Source organism: Paenibacillus sp. FSL R5-0766, from assembly GCF_037971845.1.
Classification (GTDB): Bacteria; Bacillota; Bacilli; order Paenibacillales; family Paenibacillaceae; genus Paenibacillus.
Genome location: NZ_CP150227.1, coordinates 5,481,160 through 5,496,925, shown reverse-complemented (window position 1 = coordinate 5,496,925; position 15,766 = coordinate 5,481,160). Strand labels below are relative to the sequence as shown.

General features: G+C 47.5%; 15 protein-coding genes. 13 read left to right on the top strand and 2 right to left on the bottom strand.

The window, feature by feature from the left end; all coding sequences use genetic code 11:
- Positions 1-189 precede the first annotated feature (189 nt).
- From MKY66_RS23835 to MKY66_RS23825, 3 genes are read left to right on the top strand one after another with little or no spacing between them, the layout of a single operon-like run.
- Positions 190-606 carry a hypothetical protein gene (locus tag MKY66_RS23835; RefSeq protein WP_076211262.1) on the top strand — a complete coding sequence of 139 codons (417 nt, stop codon included), beginning with the start codon at positions 190-192 and terminating at the stop codon, positions 604-606.
- Entirely contained in the window at positions 603-1,646 is a 1,044-nt protein-coding gene (locus MKY66_RS23830; RefSeq protein WP_076211264.1) for an FAD:protein FMN transferase, read from the top strand. The genes MKY66_RS23835 and MKY66_RS23830 overlap by 4 nt, the downstream gene beginning before the upstream one ends.
- 36 nt (positions 1,647-1,682) lie before the next feature.
- Complete coding sequence (locus tag MKY66_RS23825) at positions 1,683-2,336, top strand: ferric reductase-like transmembrane domain-containing protein (protein WP_076211266.1); 654 nt, start codon at positions 1,683-1,685, stop codon at positions 2,334-2,336.
- A gap of 162 nt (positions 2,337-2,498) precedes the next feature.
- Here the strand turns inward: MKY66_RS23825 and MKY66_RS23820 are convergent, their stop codons facing one another.
- The gene (locus MKY66_RS23820; protein ID WP_017692570.1) at positions 2,499-3,065 is read right to left on the bottom strand and encodes a phosphatidylglycerophosphatase A; all 567 of its coding nucleotides are present in this window, start codon (positions 3,063-3,065) and stop codon (positions 2,499-2,501) included.
- Positions 3,066-3,251: 186 nt separating this feature from the next.
- On the opposite strand from MKY66_RS23820, the gene MKY66_RS23815 reads away from it, so the two are divergent.
- The 10 genes from MKY66_RS23815 to MKY66_RS23770 all read left to right on the top strand — a co-directional run bounded on the left by MKY66_RS23815 (position 3,252) and on the right by MKY66_RS23770 (position 13,633).
- A complete protein-coding gene (locus MKY66_RS23815) occupies positions 3,252-4,307 on the top strand; it encodes a GerMN domain-containing protein (RefSeq protein ID WP_076211267.1) in 1,056 nt (351 codons plus the stop codon).
- A gap of 302 nt (positions 4,308-4,609) precedes the next feature.
- A complete protein-coding gene (gene rph, locus MKY66_RS23810; RefSeq protein ID WP_017692572.1) occupies positions 4,610-5,365 on the top strand; it encodes a ribonuclease PH in 756 nt (251 codons plus the stop codon).
- A gap of 1 nt (position 5,366) precedes the next feature.
- Positions 5,367-5,990 (top strand): XTP/dITP diphosphatase, encoded by a 624-nt coding sequence (locus tag MKY66_RS23805; protein WP_017692573.1) that lies wholly within the window; start codon positions 5,367-5,369, stop codon positions 5,988-5,990.
- Positions 5,991-6,105: 115 nt separating this feature from the next.
- Positions 6,106-6,291, top strand: coding sequence for a hypothetical protein (locus MKY66_RS23800; RefSeq protein WP_339806148.1), 186 nt, complete (start codon positions 6,106-6,108; stop codon positions 6,289-6,291).
- Between the two features lie 49 nt (positions 6,292-6,340).
- Positions 6,341-7,183 (top strand): STM4015 family protein, encoded by an 843-nt coding sequence (locus tag MKY66_RS23795; RefSeq protein ID WP_076211268.1) that lies wholly within the window; start codon positions 6,341-6,343, stop codon positions 7,181-7,183.
- Between the two features lie 21 nt (positions 7,184-7,204).
- Positions 7,205-8,452, top strand: coding sequence for an STM4014 family protein (locus tag MKY66_RS23790; protein ID WP_076211271.1), 1,248 nt, complete (start codon positions 7,205-7,207; stop codon positions 8,450-8,452).
- Positions 8,445-9,230 carry an STM4013/SEN3800 family hydrolase gene (locus MKY66_RS23785; RefSeq protein ID WP_076211273.1) on the top strand — a complete coding sequence of 262 codons (786 nt, stop codon included), beginning with the start codon at positions 8,445-8,447 and terminating at the stop codon, positions 9,228-9,230. Before MKY66_RS23790 ends, MKY66_RS23785 begins: the two co-directional genes overlap by 8 nt.
- 47 nt (positions 9,231-9,277) lie before the next feature.
- Positions 9,278-10,666, top strand: coding sequence for an STM4012 family radical SAM protein (locus MKY66_RS23780; RefSeq protein WP_076211275.1), 1,389 nt, complete (start codon positions 9,278-9,280; stop codon positions 10,664-10,666).
- A complete protein-coding gene (locus MKY66_RS23775) occupies positions 10,663-11,523 on the top strand; it encodes an STM4011 family radical SAM protein (protein WP_076211277.1) in 861 nt (286 codons plus the stop codon). Before MKY66_RS23780 ends, MKY66_RS23775 begins: the two co-directional genes overlap by 4 nt.
- Positions 11,524-11,935: 412 nt before the next feature.
- Entirely contained in the window at positions 11,936-13,633 is a 1,698-nt protein-coding gene (locus MKY66_RS23770) for a methyl-accepting chemotaxis protein (RefSeq protein WP_076211279.1), read from the top strand.
- 147 nt (positions 13,634-13,780) lie between these two features.
- Here MKY66_RS23770 and asnB read toward each other — a convergent pair whose 3' ends face one another.
- Entirely contained in the window at positions 13,781-15,625 is a 1,845-nt protein-coding gene (gene asnB / locus MKY66_RS23765; protein ID WP_076211281.1) for an asparagine synthase (glutamine-hydrolyzing), read from the bottom strand.
- Between the last annotated feature and the right edge of the window lie 141 nt (positions 15,626-15,766).

The window sequence follows — 15,766 nt, the reverse complement described above, 5'->3', positions numbered from 1 at the left end:
GACATCGATATGAAAATGATAATACGATCTTATATAGAGGCTCGGGACAGGAAATTCACCTGTTCTGGGCCTTTTTAGCCTCTCTTAACGGTTCATTCATCTATTTTTAAGCCAGCGCGCCTATGATACATCTATGAACTTCGCTAGGGCGTGTCTTGAGACACACCCTAAAGAAAGCAGGGAAGAGCGATGACCAGAAGAAAACGGAATCAATGGAGAAAATGGCAAGCTTCAGCGGCAGCAACGTTGACTGTGGCTGCACTTTTTCAATATGTAAGAACTTCGGATGCCTTTGATGTGGCCTATGCAGCAGCGAATGGCACAGATACAAGCGTTACTGCTTCAAGCCAAGTGGATACGCATGATGATGTGATGGATGAATGGATCAACAGTACAACGGACAGCAACAACTGGAACACGCAGGACAATGACAATAATGATAGTCAATATAACGGAACATCCGATAGCACACAAGCAGTTCGGCCAGATCAGAGCACGAGTAACGAGGGGAATTATTCAGATTCTGAGCGTATCGGGCAAAATAACCAGGGTACAGACTCCGGATACAGCAGTGGCAACTATCAATCACGTACAGGTGCATCATGAGCCGCACGGAGCAAGTTGCTCGTCCGCTCCGATTTCAATTCCGTGCGATGAACACGGATGTTGAAGTGCAACTGTCCGCTGGGCGGGAAGAAGCTGAACATGCAGCAACCGTGGTGAAGAATTGGTTTGAGACGCAGGAGCAGCGCTTCAGCCGATTTATGGCAGACAGTGAACTGAATCGTCTGAATGGTTCGACGGGATGGATGCCGATCTCGGCAGCGATGGATGAGGTTTTGAGTCTGGCCTATGGATATATTGGACTGACCGAAGGGATTTTTCAACCGGGTATCTCGCAGGCTCTTCAGGCTTCGGGATACGATCTAAGCTTTGAGAAGGTGCAGCAACGACAATCGCAACGTCCATTGCTTGAACGCATATTGCGAACGAGAACACCTGAATCATCAGGCGGGATGGAAGATCGATATGACCACAGCCGTCCGAGCTGGATCCAGCGGGAAGGTAGCCGGATGGTTCATCTGGACCCCGGAGCTGAGTTGGACTTGGGAGGCATTGTTAAGGGCTGGGCAGTAGAGCGTATCGCAGACTGGTTGCAGCGAACATTGCATATTCCAGCGGGTTTGATTAACGCGGGTGGAGATATTCAAGTATGGGGTTCACCAGACCATTCCCAATGGACCTTGCAAGTAGCAGATCCTTTGCAGAATCAGGGTGCTATGTCGGGAGCGATCCGTTTACAGCGAGGAGCTGTTGCCACTTCGGGTATTTCCCGCAGACAATGGCAGAATACGGATGGAAGCTTTGCACATCACCTCATTGACCCCCGGACGATGGAGCCTGCAGATACGGATGTATTGCAGTGTACCGTTATGGGACAGCATGCTTCGCAATGCGAGATCATTGCCAAGACGCTATGCATTCTGGGAAGTGCCGAAGCCGTGGGCTGGTTAAACCGACATTACGATCGGTATGACGTCCTGTGGATGACACGGGATGGGAGTAATTATTTTAGAGGGAATACGGATAAGCTTGCTGAGCACTGGCCCGGTTTTGATCCGGATCATCGCTTCAGTCTATTATAAACGAGGACAAGTCTAACAGATATGGGGGAGCCGGTTATGGCACAATGGATTGTAGATTACCTGCCAACGTGGAATATCATTCGAATTAGTGGAATTGCTGCTTATGTGTTGCTCTTTGCCGGTGTGTTTCTGGGTATTGCGCAAGGGATGCCTATGGCCAAAGGCAAACCAAAAGCAGCCATGTTCAAATGGCATACCCGTACGACCTGGCTCGCCTTCGGACTTGGACTCGTGCACGCATTAACGTTATATATTGATCATTACAGCCCATTTACCTGGGGAGAACTTCTGATTCCTTTTACCGCCTCCGTACATCCGATCGGCAGTGGTCTGGGAACGTTAGCCTTCTACGGATTAGTGATTGTCCTGTTATCCAGTGATCTGCGGAACAAGCTGGGCCGTAAATGGTGGTTCATGTTCCACATGTTGTCCTATCCGGTGTTCATTGGTCTGCTGGTTCACGGCATGGTGACCGGAACGGATTCTGGCAACATCATTATGCGGATGATATATGTATTTACCGGACTCAGCATACTCGGTATCACCGTGCTGCGTGGCATGTTGAGAGAGCGTAGAGGCCCGGAAATCACGATTGGACCGAAACGGGCAGCATCTGGTTCACCTTCCGAGCAGAATTGGGTTGAAGGTTTTGGTTTGGTGGGAACGGTACGACCTAAACATCTGAAATAATAACATGTGGATTATCCAATATGTATCGTTACACATGCAAAAGAAGCGGCCATGAGGCCGCTTTTTCCATGAACAGTTAATTTCCTCAAACAATTCTTTCACGAAGCATCCATACACATGTCCAATGTTCCACATAGCTTCAGGTATGAAACGAGTTACGCATTATACGGCGTCATCACTAACAGGTTTTTCTCCCAGTGCTTCTTCAAGCTCGGATTGTTTGCGATGGGCGATCCGACTGCTCGCTGCTGATGCAATCGCACCGACAATATCATCGAAAAACGTGTGGACAGGGCCCAGGCTCTTGTCATTCAGTCGTTCAAGCACCCCTGGTTTCAGCTTGTCCACATAACCATAATTCGTAAATCCAATACTGCCATATACATTGACGATGGAGAATGCCAAAATCTCATCCACGCCATACAGTCCTTCATCGTTCTCAATCATCTCCTGCAAAGGAGATATGAGCTGCCCCTGTTCTGCCAGAATATCAAGCTGAATCCCGGTCAGAACGGCGTTCTGTACCTCACGTTTACGGAGAACCATCTCCACATTTTCGATACATTCTTCCATCGTTAGACCTGGATAATATTTTTGCTGCAATAACATGACCAGCTCTGCGATCTCAGGGATCGTGACGCCCCGCTTATGCAGCCATTCCCTTGTTGCCTCCGCCACCTTGCGGCTATTCAGGCTGTAAGGGATTTTTTCTTGCTCAGGATGTTCCATGGGCGATTCCTCCTCTGAAGTTAGCAATGTCCCTACTCTTGCTTCCTAATACGTTATTATCCTGTTTACGTTTCTTAAAGATAATTATAAGTTTTCAGCGAAGCGATTATCTTTTAGTTATTTTTTGGACAAAGGCTCGTATACATGGTAGTACAAACTGTAAAAATGATGAGGGGGAACGTGATCATGAGAAAGATCCAATCTTTGCGTACGGTATCGGCAGCAGCGCTGCTGAGTATTCCTATGGTATTGTCAGGCTGCGGCATGTTTGGAGCACAGTCTTCCGAAGCTGTTGATCCACCACCGCCCATTCAGGAAGCAGCCATGATTCAGGCAGCCGAAGGAAATGGTGCACTCGCAATGCTCCCGTTAACGACGGTATATCTGCAAGACCAGCAGGGGCTGCTCGCTCCGGTATCCCTGACACTTCCTTCTGGAACAGACGCAAGCAGTCCAAAGACAGCACTGGATACACTTGTCACAGGCGGGGCCTATGCGGGTATGCTGCCTGAAGGATTCCAGGGCGTTCTCCCGCAGGGAACGGTTGTGCAGAATGTAACGATTCACGCGGATGACAAGCTGGCGGTTGTTGAGTTCTCGGGTAATTTTTCCAAGTATGATGCGAAGGAAGAACGGAAAATGCTAGAAGCTGTCACGTGGACATTGACGGGAACACCTGATGTGGAGAATGTGCAGATCTGGGTGGATGGCAAAAAGTTAACGCAAATGCCGGTAAACAGTACGCCGCTGCCTGAACCGCTGAATCGGGCTGTGGGAATCAATCTGGATCTGGGTGATACGTTTGTGACGAACAGCAGTCCGGTCACGGTCTATTTCTCCGCTGCTTCACCAGCAGGCATCCAATATTATGTTCCGGTGACACGTCTGGTTACACCAGGTGAAGATCGGGTGCAGGCAGCATTGAATGAGCTGATCAAAGGACCTGACAAAGGCGGAGAACTGGAAGAGGTCATGACAGGCGGAACGGAGCTGCAATCGGTCAAAACGGCAGAGGATGGCACGGTCACGGTTGCCTTGAAAGATGATATGTTTGCCGAAGGGGATATCGTGCCAAGTGAGCTGTTACAGTCTGTCGTATTAACGACTGCGGAGAACACAGCCAGCAAGGATGCCAAAGTACAGATCGAATGGAACGGCCAAAAAACGGTCATGGGTGACGACAACAGGGATTATAGTGCGCCAGTTTCCAAGCCTGAATATATCAACGAAATTCCGATTTAATGAACGAAGGAATGCTTAAGGATGCTTTTAACCGAACTCTTTGGTAAAATATAAGGGATTCGTAAAAATACGTGTTCAAAAAGATCGGTTTTCAGTACCGAGAAGATGGGATGAAGCTAGAAATGGAGTAGCGGAGCGTAGGCAAACTACGTGAGCAACGGACATTTCGGCTGAATTCCATATTCGATGCTGATGATGCCTTAAGGCATTTTTCGTAATCAAAAGCGAGCTTTTTGAACAATCTCTAAAAGTGTGAATAAGTTCAACATTACAGGATGCTTAAGTCGTAGGAGGCAGAAAATATGAGATCAAACGGACGAACCAGCGAACAGCTGCGCCCGCTGAATTTAACAGTGAACACGAATAAATACGCCGAGGGCTCTGTACTGATTGAAGTTGGAGATACAAAGGTGATCTGTACAGCTACAGTAGAGGAACGTGTACCTCCCTTTATGAAAGGGCAGGGTAAAGGCTGGGTAACAGCTGAATATTCCATGTTGCCACGTGCAACACATACCCGGAACCAACGTGAAGCCAATCGCGGCAAATTAACTGGACGCACCATGGAAATCCAGCGTTTGATTGGTCGGGCGCTGCGCTCAGTGGTCAATTTGCAGGCACTTGGTGAGCGTACAATTACACTGGACTGTGATGTTATTCAAGCCGATGGAGGCACACGCACAACGTCCATTACCGGTGCCTTTGTAGCGCTGGCGCTTGCTGTGAACAAGATTTCCCAACAACACAAACTGCAAGTGTTCCCGATTACGGATTTCATTGCTGCGGTAAGTGTGGGTGTTGTGGGTGAACAGCCTGTACTGGATCTGAACTATGATGAAGATTCCAAAGCCAAGGTGGATATGAACCTGGTGATGACAGGTGGCGGTAAATACGTCGAGCTTCAGGGAACAGGTGAGGAAGCACCATTTGATCGCCGTGAGCTGAACGCCATGTTGGAACTGGGCGAACAGGGAATTCTGGAAATGATCGAGCGTCAAAAAGAAGTGCTTGGACCGATTGCGCTCAAGATCGGCGCGCGTGGATTAGGGGAAGCTTAAGATGAGTTTGGACAGCCCGATCCTCATTGTTGCCACCCGCAATGCGGGTAAAGTCCGTGAATTCGCTCATGCTTTCGCACCGCTTGGCAAAGAGGTTAAGAGCATGTTTGACTATCCGGAGCTGCCGGATGTGGTAGAAGATGGCGTAACGTTTGCGGAGAATGCCTGGAAGAAAGCCAAAGCGGTTGGTGATGCGCTTGGTTTGCCCGTTCTGGCAGATGATTCAGGTTTATGTGTAGACCTGTTGGATGGTGAGCCAGGGGTATATTCAGCGAGATATGCAGGCGAAGGAGCAACGGATGCACAGAATAATGCGAAGTTGCTGGAGACGCTGGAATCGTTGAAATCCGGTGAGGACACCGAGCAGCCGCTACTAAGTCCGGCTCGTTTCGTTTGTGCGCTGGTCCTGTACGATCCGACAACAGGTGATAAGTATGAATCAGAAGGCACTGCGGAAGGCTGGATTACGGCTCAAGCTGCAGGTGCTGGCGGTTTTGGATATGACCCACTCTTCTATGTACCTGAATACGAGATGACAATGGCAGAGCTGACGCTTGAGCAAAAGCAAGCGATTAGCCACCGCGGTCATGCGCTGAGAGCGCTTGTATCCAGACTTGAAGGCTGAGACTAAACGAAACATCTTGATTTAACTTCATGATATGTGAACATCAAAGCGTTAATGGAAGGACAGAAGCATTCCGAAGGGATGGTTCATCCGCCATTAACGCTTTTTGTATGAAATGAAGTGTTTGATCGGGTTTGGTGAAGGTCCATCCATATACCTAATTGAAGATAGCTATTTCTGCGACTACATATCAGAACGTATGTTCTTGTACCTACATGAGAAATGGTTTACATTGCACGATTGGGAATCTCATTGGGACTGGAGTTGGAAGAAGTTGCAAGCCTTGTGTGGTATGGGTTAACATTCAAATTAACGAATCACATATGAACCTTAAACGGAGGGATCTACTCATGCAAGAAGTGAAGCTTGTTGTATCTTACGATGATTATGAGGACGGCATTCGTATGGAAAAGTTAATTAAGGAACTGGCAGCTAAACCGGAGGCTAGCTCATTGGAAAGTCTGGTCATCGGAGATTGGGGACAGGCTTATGAAAATTCGCCTGATGAGTTTATGGGTACGCTCGTCGAGTCGGCTCCAAGCTTTCCGTCATTGAAGAAACTGTTTATTGGAGATATGGGATTCGAAGAATGTGAAGTATCGTGGATTATCCAGACAAATCTCACACCACTGTTAGGTGCTTTTCCACAATTAAAATCATTCTCTGTAATGGGCAGTAGCGGCCTCAGTCTGGAACCACTCCAGCATGCCAAGCTTGAAGAATTAATTATTATTTGTGGTGGTCTCCCGAAAGAAGTATTATCTTCAATCACCCATGCCAAGTTGCCTGAATTGCGTAAACTGGAACTGTATCTGGGTGTGGATAATTATGGTTTCAATGGATCACTTGAAGATGTACTTCCTTTGCTAGAAAAAGGATTGTTTCCAAAGCTGGTTTACTTGGGTCTAAAAGACAGTGAAATTCAGGATGAGATTGCCAAAGCAGCAGCTGAAGCGCCTATTCTGGATCAACTTGAAGTACTGGATCTATCGCAAGGAACGTTGTCCGATGAAGGGGCTGAGGCGTTGCTTGCCAGTGACAAGATCAAGAAATTGAAACATCTTGATCTAAGTTACCATTACATGACCAATGAAATGATCAGTCGCTGGAACCGATCGGGTATATCTGTAGATGTTAGCGACCAGCAACAGAGTGATGAGGATGACTGGCGTTATCCATCGTTAACGGAATAGTCGATGTCAGGTGTAAAGGAAATGAATGAAAGCCTGCATCAACCAATAAATGTAACTGATCTAACGCAAGATCAGCCCTTTTTATTGGTCGGAAACCCTGATAACCGACGAACACGAGGGCTGCAAGAGGCGAGGCATAGATTGGGTTTGAAACCTGCGGTTGTACTGCCATATGCTCAATTGCTGCAGAATTGGAGACACGGACGAACCATCGCTGATACAGTAGATTTCAATCTGCCTGTACCCCTGATTCGGATTGATGCTCCTGGAGAGGATTGGGACGTGGAGCGTGAACTACTGTTCCTTGGAGCTATGAATGATTCGTCAACATTAACGGCTGGGATGGGTACAGAAGCATTTTCCGCAGAACAGGCACTTGCGCTGGAACAGGAGTGGGGAAGAATCTACGCTCCTGCTCAATGGTTCCGTGGCTGGAAAGCATGTCTGGATCGAATCGGCCGTGAGTCTCGGGAAATATGGCCTGAAGTCCGATTCATGAATGATCCTGCCGATATCCAATTGATGTTTGACAAGAGAACATGTCAGCAGCATCTATCTTCACATGGAGTTGATGTACCCCCGGCGCTTCAATCTTCGCAGCCAATCCGCAATTATATGGACTTGTGTGCCTCAATGAAGGCTGCCGAAATGCATCGTGTGTTTGTGAAGCTTGCGTACGGCTCCGGGGCTTCAGGAGTTGTTGCCTATCAAGTCAATCCCCGAACGGGTGATGAAATCGCTGTAACAACGATGGGGATGGAACAGAGACAGGGCAAGACGATTTTCTTCAATGAAGGACGTCTACGCAAGTATACCCGCAGTGAAGAGATTGCTACGCTGATGAACTGGTTATGTGCAGAAGGTGCACAGATTGAACGATGGATGCCAAAAGCCACGCTTGATCAGCGGGCCTATGATATTCGCCAACTGGTTGCAGGTGGACAGGCAGGTCACGCGATTATGCGGCTGAGCCGTACCCCGATTACCAATCTGCATCTGCGCAATGAGCGTATGCTGCCTGCTGAAGCAGGCCTGGATGAACAGCGGATGTCGCTGGTACGGTTGGCAGCGCAAGCAGCCATGTCTGCATTTCCCAACTCGTGGTCAGCTGGGATTGATGTGATGCTTACTAGTGGTTCGAATCCGCGTGCCTATGTGCTGGATGTGAATCCATTTGGAGATCTGTTATACAGAGTTGAGCATCATGGCCTCGGAACCTACGAGTGGGAAATGGAACTTTTACGAAAGGAGCCTATTCAACATGCCTGATATGAACACCATTGTGGGCTCCCATGATCTGTTAATGATTACGCTGGATACGTTACGCTATGACGTAGCCAAGCTGGAAGAGGAGAATTGTCCTAATCTGTGTGGTTCGGGTCCGTGGGAGAAGCGCCATACCCCAGGCAGTTTTACATATGCGGCACACCATGCTTTTTTTGGTGGTTTTATGCCGACTCCTGCCAATACAGACAAGGCATCTCATGTAAGGTTATTTCATTCCCGGAATACCGGACTCAAGACACATCCGCACACCTGGCTGTTTGATACACCGGATATCGTATCCGGGTTCGCAGCTGAAGGTTACCGTACCATCTGTATTGGCGGCGTCATCTTTTTTACGAAAAAAAACCCACTTGCGAAAGTATTGCCTGACTATTTCCAACACAGCTACTGGAGAATGAACTTTGGGGTAACCAACCCCAAATCGACAGAGCATCAGGTACAGCATGCATTAAAGCTACTTGAACAGACAGCGCCGGATGAAAAGATATTTATGTTTTTGAACGTGTCCGCCATTCATGGACCCAATCGTTACTTTGTAGAAGGAGCGAAGGAGGACTCGGTGGAGACTCAGCGAGCTGCACTTCGATATGTAGATGAGGCTCTTGGGCCATTGTTCGAGGCGATGAGGAGACGCGCCCGGCCTGCGTATTGCCTGGCTTTTTCCGATCATGGTACAGCTTACGGTGAAGACGGGTATCAAGGACACCGGCTTGCGCATGATGTCGTCTGGACGGTGCCTTATCGTGAATTTTTAGTATAGAATGTATTGATCTTATGAGGACAACAACCGGAGACAGGAGGAAACCGATGGAGAAACATATACAACATATAACAACAGGCCATTCCACACAGTCCGGATCCAATATAGCTACAAGTCTCAGTGAAGTACTGGCATTCCCTTATCGTTCTTACTTATACTCGTACCCACACAAGACCGCCTATCGGGAGCTTGACCCACCACTGCCGTTAGGGCCACTGTGGGAACGAGAAAATACCGATACGTATTTTTTATATATGCACATTCCCTTTTGTGCTGCTCGTTGCGGATTCTGTAATCTGTTCACACTGCCGGATCGCCGTGATGATACGCATGAACGCTATGTAGATGCGCTGGAACGTCAAGCGAAGCAGTGGGCACCTATTACATCTAGAAGGCCGTATTCGAGGTTTGCGATTGGTGGAGGAACGCCGACATTATTAAATGAGGTTCAGTTGAATCGTCTGTTTGATATTGCTGAACATGTGATGGGGCTGGACCCTGCGCAAGCATCGATTTCGGTGGAAACGTCGCCGGATACCGTTACGGAAGCCAAGCTGGCCATCATGAAGGAACGAAGTGTGGATCGTGTCAGTATGGGCATCCAGAGTTTTATTGAAGCTGAAGCATCTGCCATCTATCGTCCACAAAAACCGCAGGAAGTTGAACGAGCGCTTGAGAAGCTTACTCGGTATGATTTCCCATTGTTAAATCTGGATCTGATCTATGGTTTGCCGGGTCAAACGGTGGAATCGTGGATATATTCATTGGAAAGAGTCCTGACCTACGAACCGGGCGAAATCTTTATCTATCCCTTGTATACACGGGAAAATACAATCGTGAAGCCTGATGACATTCGACGTCAGGGACCTGATATTCGGATGGAACTGTATAAAGCTGCACGTGAGACTTTAAAAAGTAAAGGTTATGTGCAATATTCGATGCGCAGATTTGCCAAAGAACAGTCGTCCTCCAAAGCGCTTCTGCCTTATAGCTGTCAGGAGGAGGGCATGGTTGGTCTGGGATGTGGCGCACGCTCTTATACGAGTGAAGTACATTATGCTTCCAAGTATGGCGTGAGTTACAAGGCCACACAGAGCATCATTGCCGATTATGTGGCAACTGAGCGCTACGATGTAGCAGATTATGGCATCGTGTTAAGCCGTGAGGAACAGAGACGTCGCTTTATTCTGAAAGCCTTGCTGCATCGGGAGGGATTGACGTTGTCTGATTACCAACAGCGCTTTGGTACCGATGTGATGTCCGACTATGTCTGGTTGGCTGAACTGTTGACAGAGGGCATGGCGGAGTTGGTGAGTGATGAGGGCAAGCAGGTGCTGCGTCTGACAGAAGAAGGACTGGGTTACTCCGATGCCATTGGAGATTGGCTTATATCTGCCGAAATTCGTGAACAGATGGAAGGGTTTGTTTTCTCATGAGAGCGACTTTGTATTATCGGGGGAAGTTGTCTTCCTGTAATTACGACTGTCCCTACTGCCCTTTTAGCAAAACCGTGGATTCCAAAGAGACGTTGGAAGTGGATGAACAACAATTGCGTCAATTTGTGAATTGGGTGAGGGAGCAAGAGAGTGCCGAGCATCAATTTTCGATTTTCTTCAATCCCTACGGTGAAGCTTTGGTGCGTCGTTGGTACCGGGAAGCGATGGTTGAACTGTCACATATGCCACATGTGGATAAAGTTGCAATTCAAACCAACCTGTCCGTCAAGCTGGATTGGGCGAGGGAGCTGGATGCGAGCAAAGCAGCCTTTTGGGCGACGTATCATCCTCGTGAGACAAAAGAGGCTTCTTTTGTAAAACAATGTCTGACCTTGCGTCAGATGGGACTTGCTTTTAGTGTCGGTACTGTCGGACTCCGTAGTGCTTTCCCCGCAATCGAGTCCATGAGACAGGCTTTACCGGATGATGTGTATATGTGGGTCAATGCCTTCAAAGATCGGCCCAAGTATTACACACCGGAAGAGATTCAGTTTTTACGTGGGCTTGATCCGCTTTTTGAAGGTAATCTGCAGGATTATGAAAGCTTGGGCAAACGATGTGCTGCCGGTTCGGAAGTATTTTATGTACAGGGGTCCGGGCATGTGAAGAGGTGTTACAAGGATCGCCGGATCATTGGACATCTATATCGCGATGGTTTGCAGGCTTTGTCTGAGGATCGGCCTTGTCGCATGAAAAAATGTGGCTGTTACATCGGTTATATCCATATGGAGGATTCCCCGTTCAGAGAAACGTTTGGCAGCGGGCTGCTTGAACGAAATCCGTTATTGATTCGTTGACCGGCATTTCATATTTAGCTATTCCACTGGGGAGCTGGAATAGGTTTATTCGTTTCTAAACCACATATCAGCGTAACTTCAAACGCATCTTTTAGTATAGGCAGGATCAGACCTTTGGTTTGGACTTGCCTTCTGGAAGGTGTTTTTTTTGTTTTACCGGACCAGAGTTAGTGTTTGTGTTCTTTATTAAAAGGGCCTTGACAATTTTGAAAAATAATATTTTTAAGTTTATGATTCAAATTTTATATTTTTTGGGTTAGTATGAATAGGAAAAAAGACCCTGTTATGAATAGTATTTGTACATATAATCGCGAATTATATTTTTAATTGGGTCTAAAGTCTCAATTTAATTGAAAGGAGGGTGGATGTAGGAAGTATCATGCACGTTATCTGAACTTTCGGGGGAGTACACATGAAAAAAATTTCAATTAGCCGTAAATTACTTATGGGTTTCTCATCTGTCCTGTTATTATTGGTGGCTATAACGGTTATAACATATACGCAGTTTATAGCTGTTGAGAAAACGTATACAGAATTAATTAATGATAGAACAAGCAAACTACTACTCATTAAAAATATGTCGATTGATCTTAAATCACAGCAGATTGCTTTGAGAAATTATATTCTGGAAGACAGTGCGGAGAACGAACAGGCATTTAATAAAGCTTATGAAGATTACATAGCATTAAATGAAGAATTAAAATCATCAGTTTCAAGTTCAAAGATGAAAGATTACCTTTCACGATCGGATGAAGCGATGAGCCAATATTATGAACTTGCGCAGCAGATTATGACATTGACAAGACAGGGGGATAACAGTGAAATCTCAAGATTACTGAAGGATACAGCCCCAAGTCTGATCTCTGAATTTGAAGGCATTGTAGAAGAGATGGAAACACATCAACAAGATGCCATGAACTCAGGCGTTGTGGAGGCTAATCTTCAGATTGTGCAGGTCCTTAGGTGGATTGCAATTATAGGAGTGACTTCTCTTCTCATCGGGGCACTTGTGGCGTATGTTATTGGCAGAATGATATCCTTACCTGTTGCTGCTATTGCCCAATCCGCGAGCCGGATTGCAGACGGAGATCTGACTGGTGAGCCTATCGTGGTCCGTAACAAGGATGAAATTGGTGATCTCGCCCAAGCCTTTAATATCATGTCTGCCAATTTGCGTAAACTCATTCATCAGGTAGGAGACAGTGCAGAACGGGTAGCTGCCTCTTCAGAGGAGTTGACAGCAAGCACCGAACAGACAGCAACCGCCACAGAGCAAGTGGCCATCACAATGGGTGAGATTGCAACAGGTATGGATACACAGGTTCGAATGGCGAGTGATGGATTCCAGACGATGAATGAGTTAACGACAGGCTTTCAGCAAGTTACGGAGAACACACTCCATATGTCTGAAGAAGCTACCAAAGTCTCCGTAAAAACAATATCGGGTAGCGAGTCAGTTCAGTCTGCGATAGGTCAAATGAATTCTATACAAGGAACGGTGTCGAATCTGTCGGTCGTGATTCAGGAACTGAGCAGACACTCTCAGGATATTGTGAAAATGGTGGACAGCATCTCGGAAATATCAGCACAGACGAATCTCCTATCCCTTAATGCCGCTATTGAGGCTGCACGAGCTGGCGAACAGGGAAGAGGGTTTCAGGTTGTTGCTACAGAGGTTCGGAAGCTGTCTGAGCAGTCTGCGCTTTCTGCTAATCAAATTGTTCCATTGGTGGCATCGATTGAGAAGGGAATGCGAAATGCTGCTGAATCTATGGGGGTTGTATTCGCAGAGGTTCAAGAGGGGATTACACTTGTTCACCAAGCGGGAGCCACATTTGATGAAATTCGTGAGGCGGTTGGGGGCGTAGCGGGACAAACACAGGAAGTCTCTGCTTCAATTGAGCAAATGTCAACAGGTGTAGAACAGATTAATAGGTCTATGAAAACAATTATGGAAGTGACCGAAACGGGGGCCGCTGGAACAGAAGAAGTGAGTGCATCTTCAGAGGAGCAGTTGTCTGCGATGCAGGAGATCGCTTCCGCAGCCAATGATCTCTCCTTGATGGCAGAACAGTTGCAACAGACCATCAGTCGTTTCAAAGTGCAATAAATTGAACTGAGTGGAATGTGGATGAAGAACGAGCGCATACGTACAGAGATTCTTATAAAAAAGTAATAAAAGGGTGTCCAAACACAGTAGTTACTGTTTGGGCACCCTTAAATAATTCATCATGCTGAATCAATGCATAACATGATCTTAACGAATAGCGACTTTATATGTCCGCAACCAGGTATTGATCTGAGTCAGGTAAGCAAATAACTGTGGCCCCGACATTAACTGTCCGAACCAGGGAAGATTGGAAGCTGCATCTGGTGAAGACGCAAGATTGCGGATCTGAGCTTTGTCGATCAAAGGCAAAATCGGCGAGGTGGGATCATCCAGGATATCAAGTACCTGTTGTTTGACCGCGGCCAGATATTGCGGATTATGTGTTTTCGGGTACGGACTTTTTTTACGATATAACACATCGTCAGGCAGGACACCTTCAAGTGCTTTACGCAGAATACCTTTTTCCCGTCCACCCGTTATTTTCATTTCCCAAGGGATGTTAAACACATACTGGATCAGACGATGGTCACAGTAAGGTACCCGCACTTCCAGTCCTGCCCCCATGCTCATGCGGTCTTTGCGATCCAGAAGTGTAGGCATGAAACGTGTAATATTCAGGTAGGACATCACCCGCATTTGTGCAGCTTTACCCGTTTCCCCATCCAACAGAGGCACTTCAGCCACTGCATCCGAATAGCGGTCTGACAAATAGTCGAGTGGCCGAATCCATTCCCGAATATCCGGGGATAACAACGCTGCTCGCATATCAGGCGCTACAGACCACGGAAACGTACCGGAGTTCAGCATATCTTCTCGATGGAACCAGGGGTAACCTCCAAACACTTCATCCGCTGCTTCGCCTGAAATGGCAACGGTGGCCCCTTTTTTGATTTCTTTACAGAACAAATAGAGCGAGGAGTCTACATCTGCCATACCTGGCAGATCCCTGACTAACATGGCCTGTGTCAGTGCATGAATCAGTTCTCCGTTCTCAATCTCAATCCAGTGATGGTCGGTCTTGAGTTCATCCACCATTCGCTTAATCCAGGGTCCATCTGCACCCGGCTGAAAGGAATGCGCCTGGAAATGCTTGGCGTTATCCACATAATCGACAGAATACGTACTGATTTGGCCTTGCCCGGTTCGCTTGTAATAATCAACGGCTAATGCAGACAAGGCGCTGGAGTCCAGTCCTCCTGATAAAAGAGAGCATACTGGAACATCCGAAGCCAACTGGCGCTCCAGTGTATCTTGCAAGAGAGAGCGTACCTCTGCTGCCGTCTCTTCCAGGTTATGTTCGTGATTCTGGCTTTCCAGTTTCCAGTAGGCATAGGTTCGGATACCGTTTCGGTTATAGATCAGCGCGTGCGCAGGCTTGAGTTCGCTTAGTGAAGAGTATACGCCGTGTCCTGGTGTCCGTGCAGGCCCTACGATAAACACTTCGGCCAATCCTTCCGGGCCTACAGCGGCTTCCACATCAGGGTGAATAAGCAGAGCTTTGGGCTCTGAACCAAATACGAGAGTGTCTTTGTTATTACTGTAGAACAGAGGTTTCACGCCAAGGCGATCTCGTGCGATAAAAACCTGTTCGCGTCCCCCATCCCATATGGCAAAAGCAAAAATACCGTTAAACCGGTCAACACATGCCGGTCCCCACTCAATATAAGAGGCGAGCAACACTTCCGTATCACATTGCGTGCGGAACTGATGCCCCCGCTGGAGCAATTCCTTTTTCAACTCGGGTGCATTGTATAGTTCTCCGTTATACACGACGGTATAGGAGGTATCTCCCTGTAACGCATGCATGGGCTGTGCGCCGTTCTCGGGGTCCATTACACTAAGACGCCGATGTCCAAAGGCACAAGGATTGGAGATCCATGTACCTGAAGCGTCGGGCCCCCGGTTCGACAAGCTATCCGTCATACGGACCAGCAGCTCTGATTCCTGGGTCAAATCCCGATTCCACTGTATGAAGCCGGTAATACCGCACATGGTTTGTTCATCCTTTCTTGGTCGAGTCATTCATCCGTATGGCTGCTTAGTTACTGGCAACCAGCAAATGTTGTCTTTTCGTCAGAGGTCGTAACAAATATATGCCGAATGCAGGCATAAAATGTCTGTCCTCTTCGGAAA

Excerpts from the sequence above, each read along its gene's own strand:
- MKY66_RS23835 (WP_076211262.1), top strand. The coding sequence starts at position 190 with ATGACCAGAAGAAAACGGAATCAATGGAGAAAATGGCAAGCTTCAGCG.
- MKY66_RS23830 (WP_076211264.1), top strand. The coding sequence starts at position 603 with ATGAGCCGCACGGAGCAAGTTGCTCGTCCGCTCCGATTTCAATTCCGT.
- MKY66_RS23825 (WP_076211266.1), top strand. The coding sequence starts at position 1,683 with ATGGCACAATGGATTGTAGATTACCTGCCAACGTGGAATATCATTCGA.
- MKY66_RS23820 (WP_017692570.1), bottom strand. The coding sequence starts at position 3,065 with ATGGAACATCCTGAGCAAGAAAAAATCCCTTACAGCCTGAATAGCCGC.
- MKY66_RS23815 (WP_076211267.1), top strand. The coding sequence starts at position 3,252 with ATGAGAAAGATCCAATCTTTGCGTACGGTATCGGCAGCAGCGCTGCTG.
- rph (WP_017692572.1), top strand. The coding sequence starts at position 4,610 with ATGAGATCAAACGGACGAACCAGCGAACAGCTGCGCCCGCTGAATTTA.
- MKY66_RS23805 (WP_017692573.1), top strand. The coding sequence starts at position 5,367 with ATGAGTTTGGACAGCCCGATCCTCATTGTTGCCACCCGCAATGCGGGT.
- MKY66_RS23800 (WP_339806148.1), top strand. The coding sequence starts at position 6,106 with ATGAAGTGTTTGATCGGGTTTGGTGAAGGTCCATCCATATACCTAATT.
- MKY66_RS23795 (WP_076211268.1), top strand. The coding sequence starts at position 6,341 with ATGCAAGAAGTGAAGCTTGTTGTATCTTACGATGATTATGAGGACGGC.
- MKY66_RS23790 (WP_076211271.1), top strand. The coding sequence starts at position 7,205 with ATGAATGAAAGCCTGCATCAACCAATAAATGTAACTGATCTAACGCAA.
- MKY66_RS23785 (WP_076211273.1), top strand. The coding sequence starts at position 8,445 with ATGCCTGATATGAACACCATTGTGGGCTCCCATGATCTGTTAATGATT.
- MKY66_RS23780 (WP_076211275.1), top strand. The coding sequence starts at position 9,278 with ATGGAGAAACATATACAACATATAACAACAGGCCATTCCACACAGTCC.
- MKY66_RS23775 (WP_076211277.1), top strand. The coding sequence starts at position 10,663 with ATGAGAGCGACTTTGTATTATCGGGGGAAGTTGTCTTCCTGTAATTAC.
- MKY66_RS23770 (WP_076211279.1), top strand. The coding sequence starts at position 11,936 with ATGAAAAAAATTTCAATTAGCCGTAAATTACTTATGGGTTTCTCATCT.
- asnB (WP_076211281.1), bottom strand. The coding sequence starts at position 15,625 with ATGTGCGGTATTACCGGCTTCATACAGTGGAATCGGGATTTGACCCAG.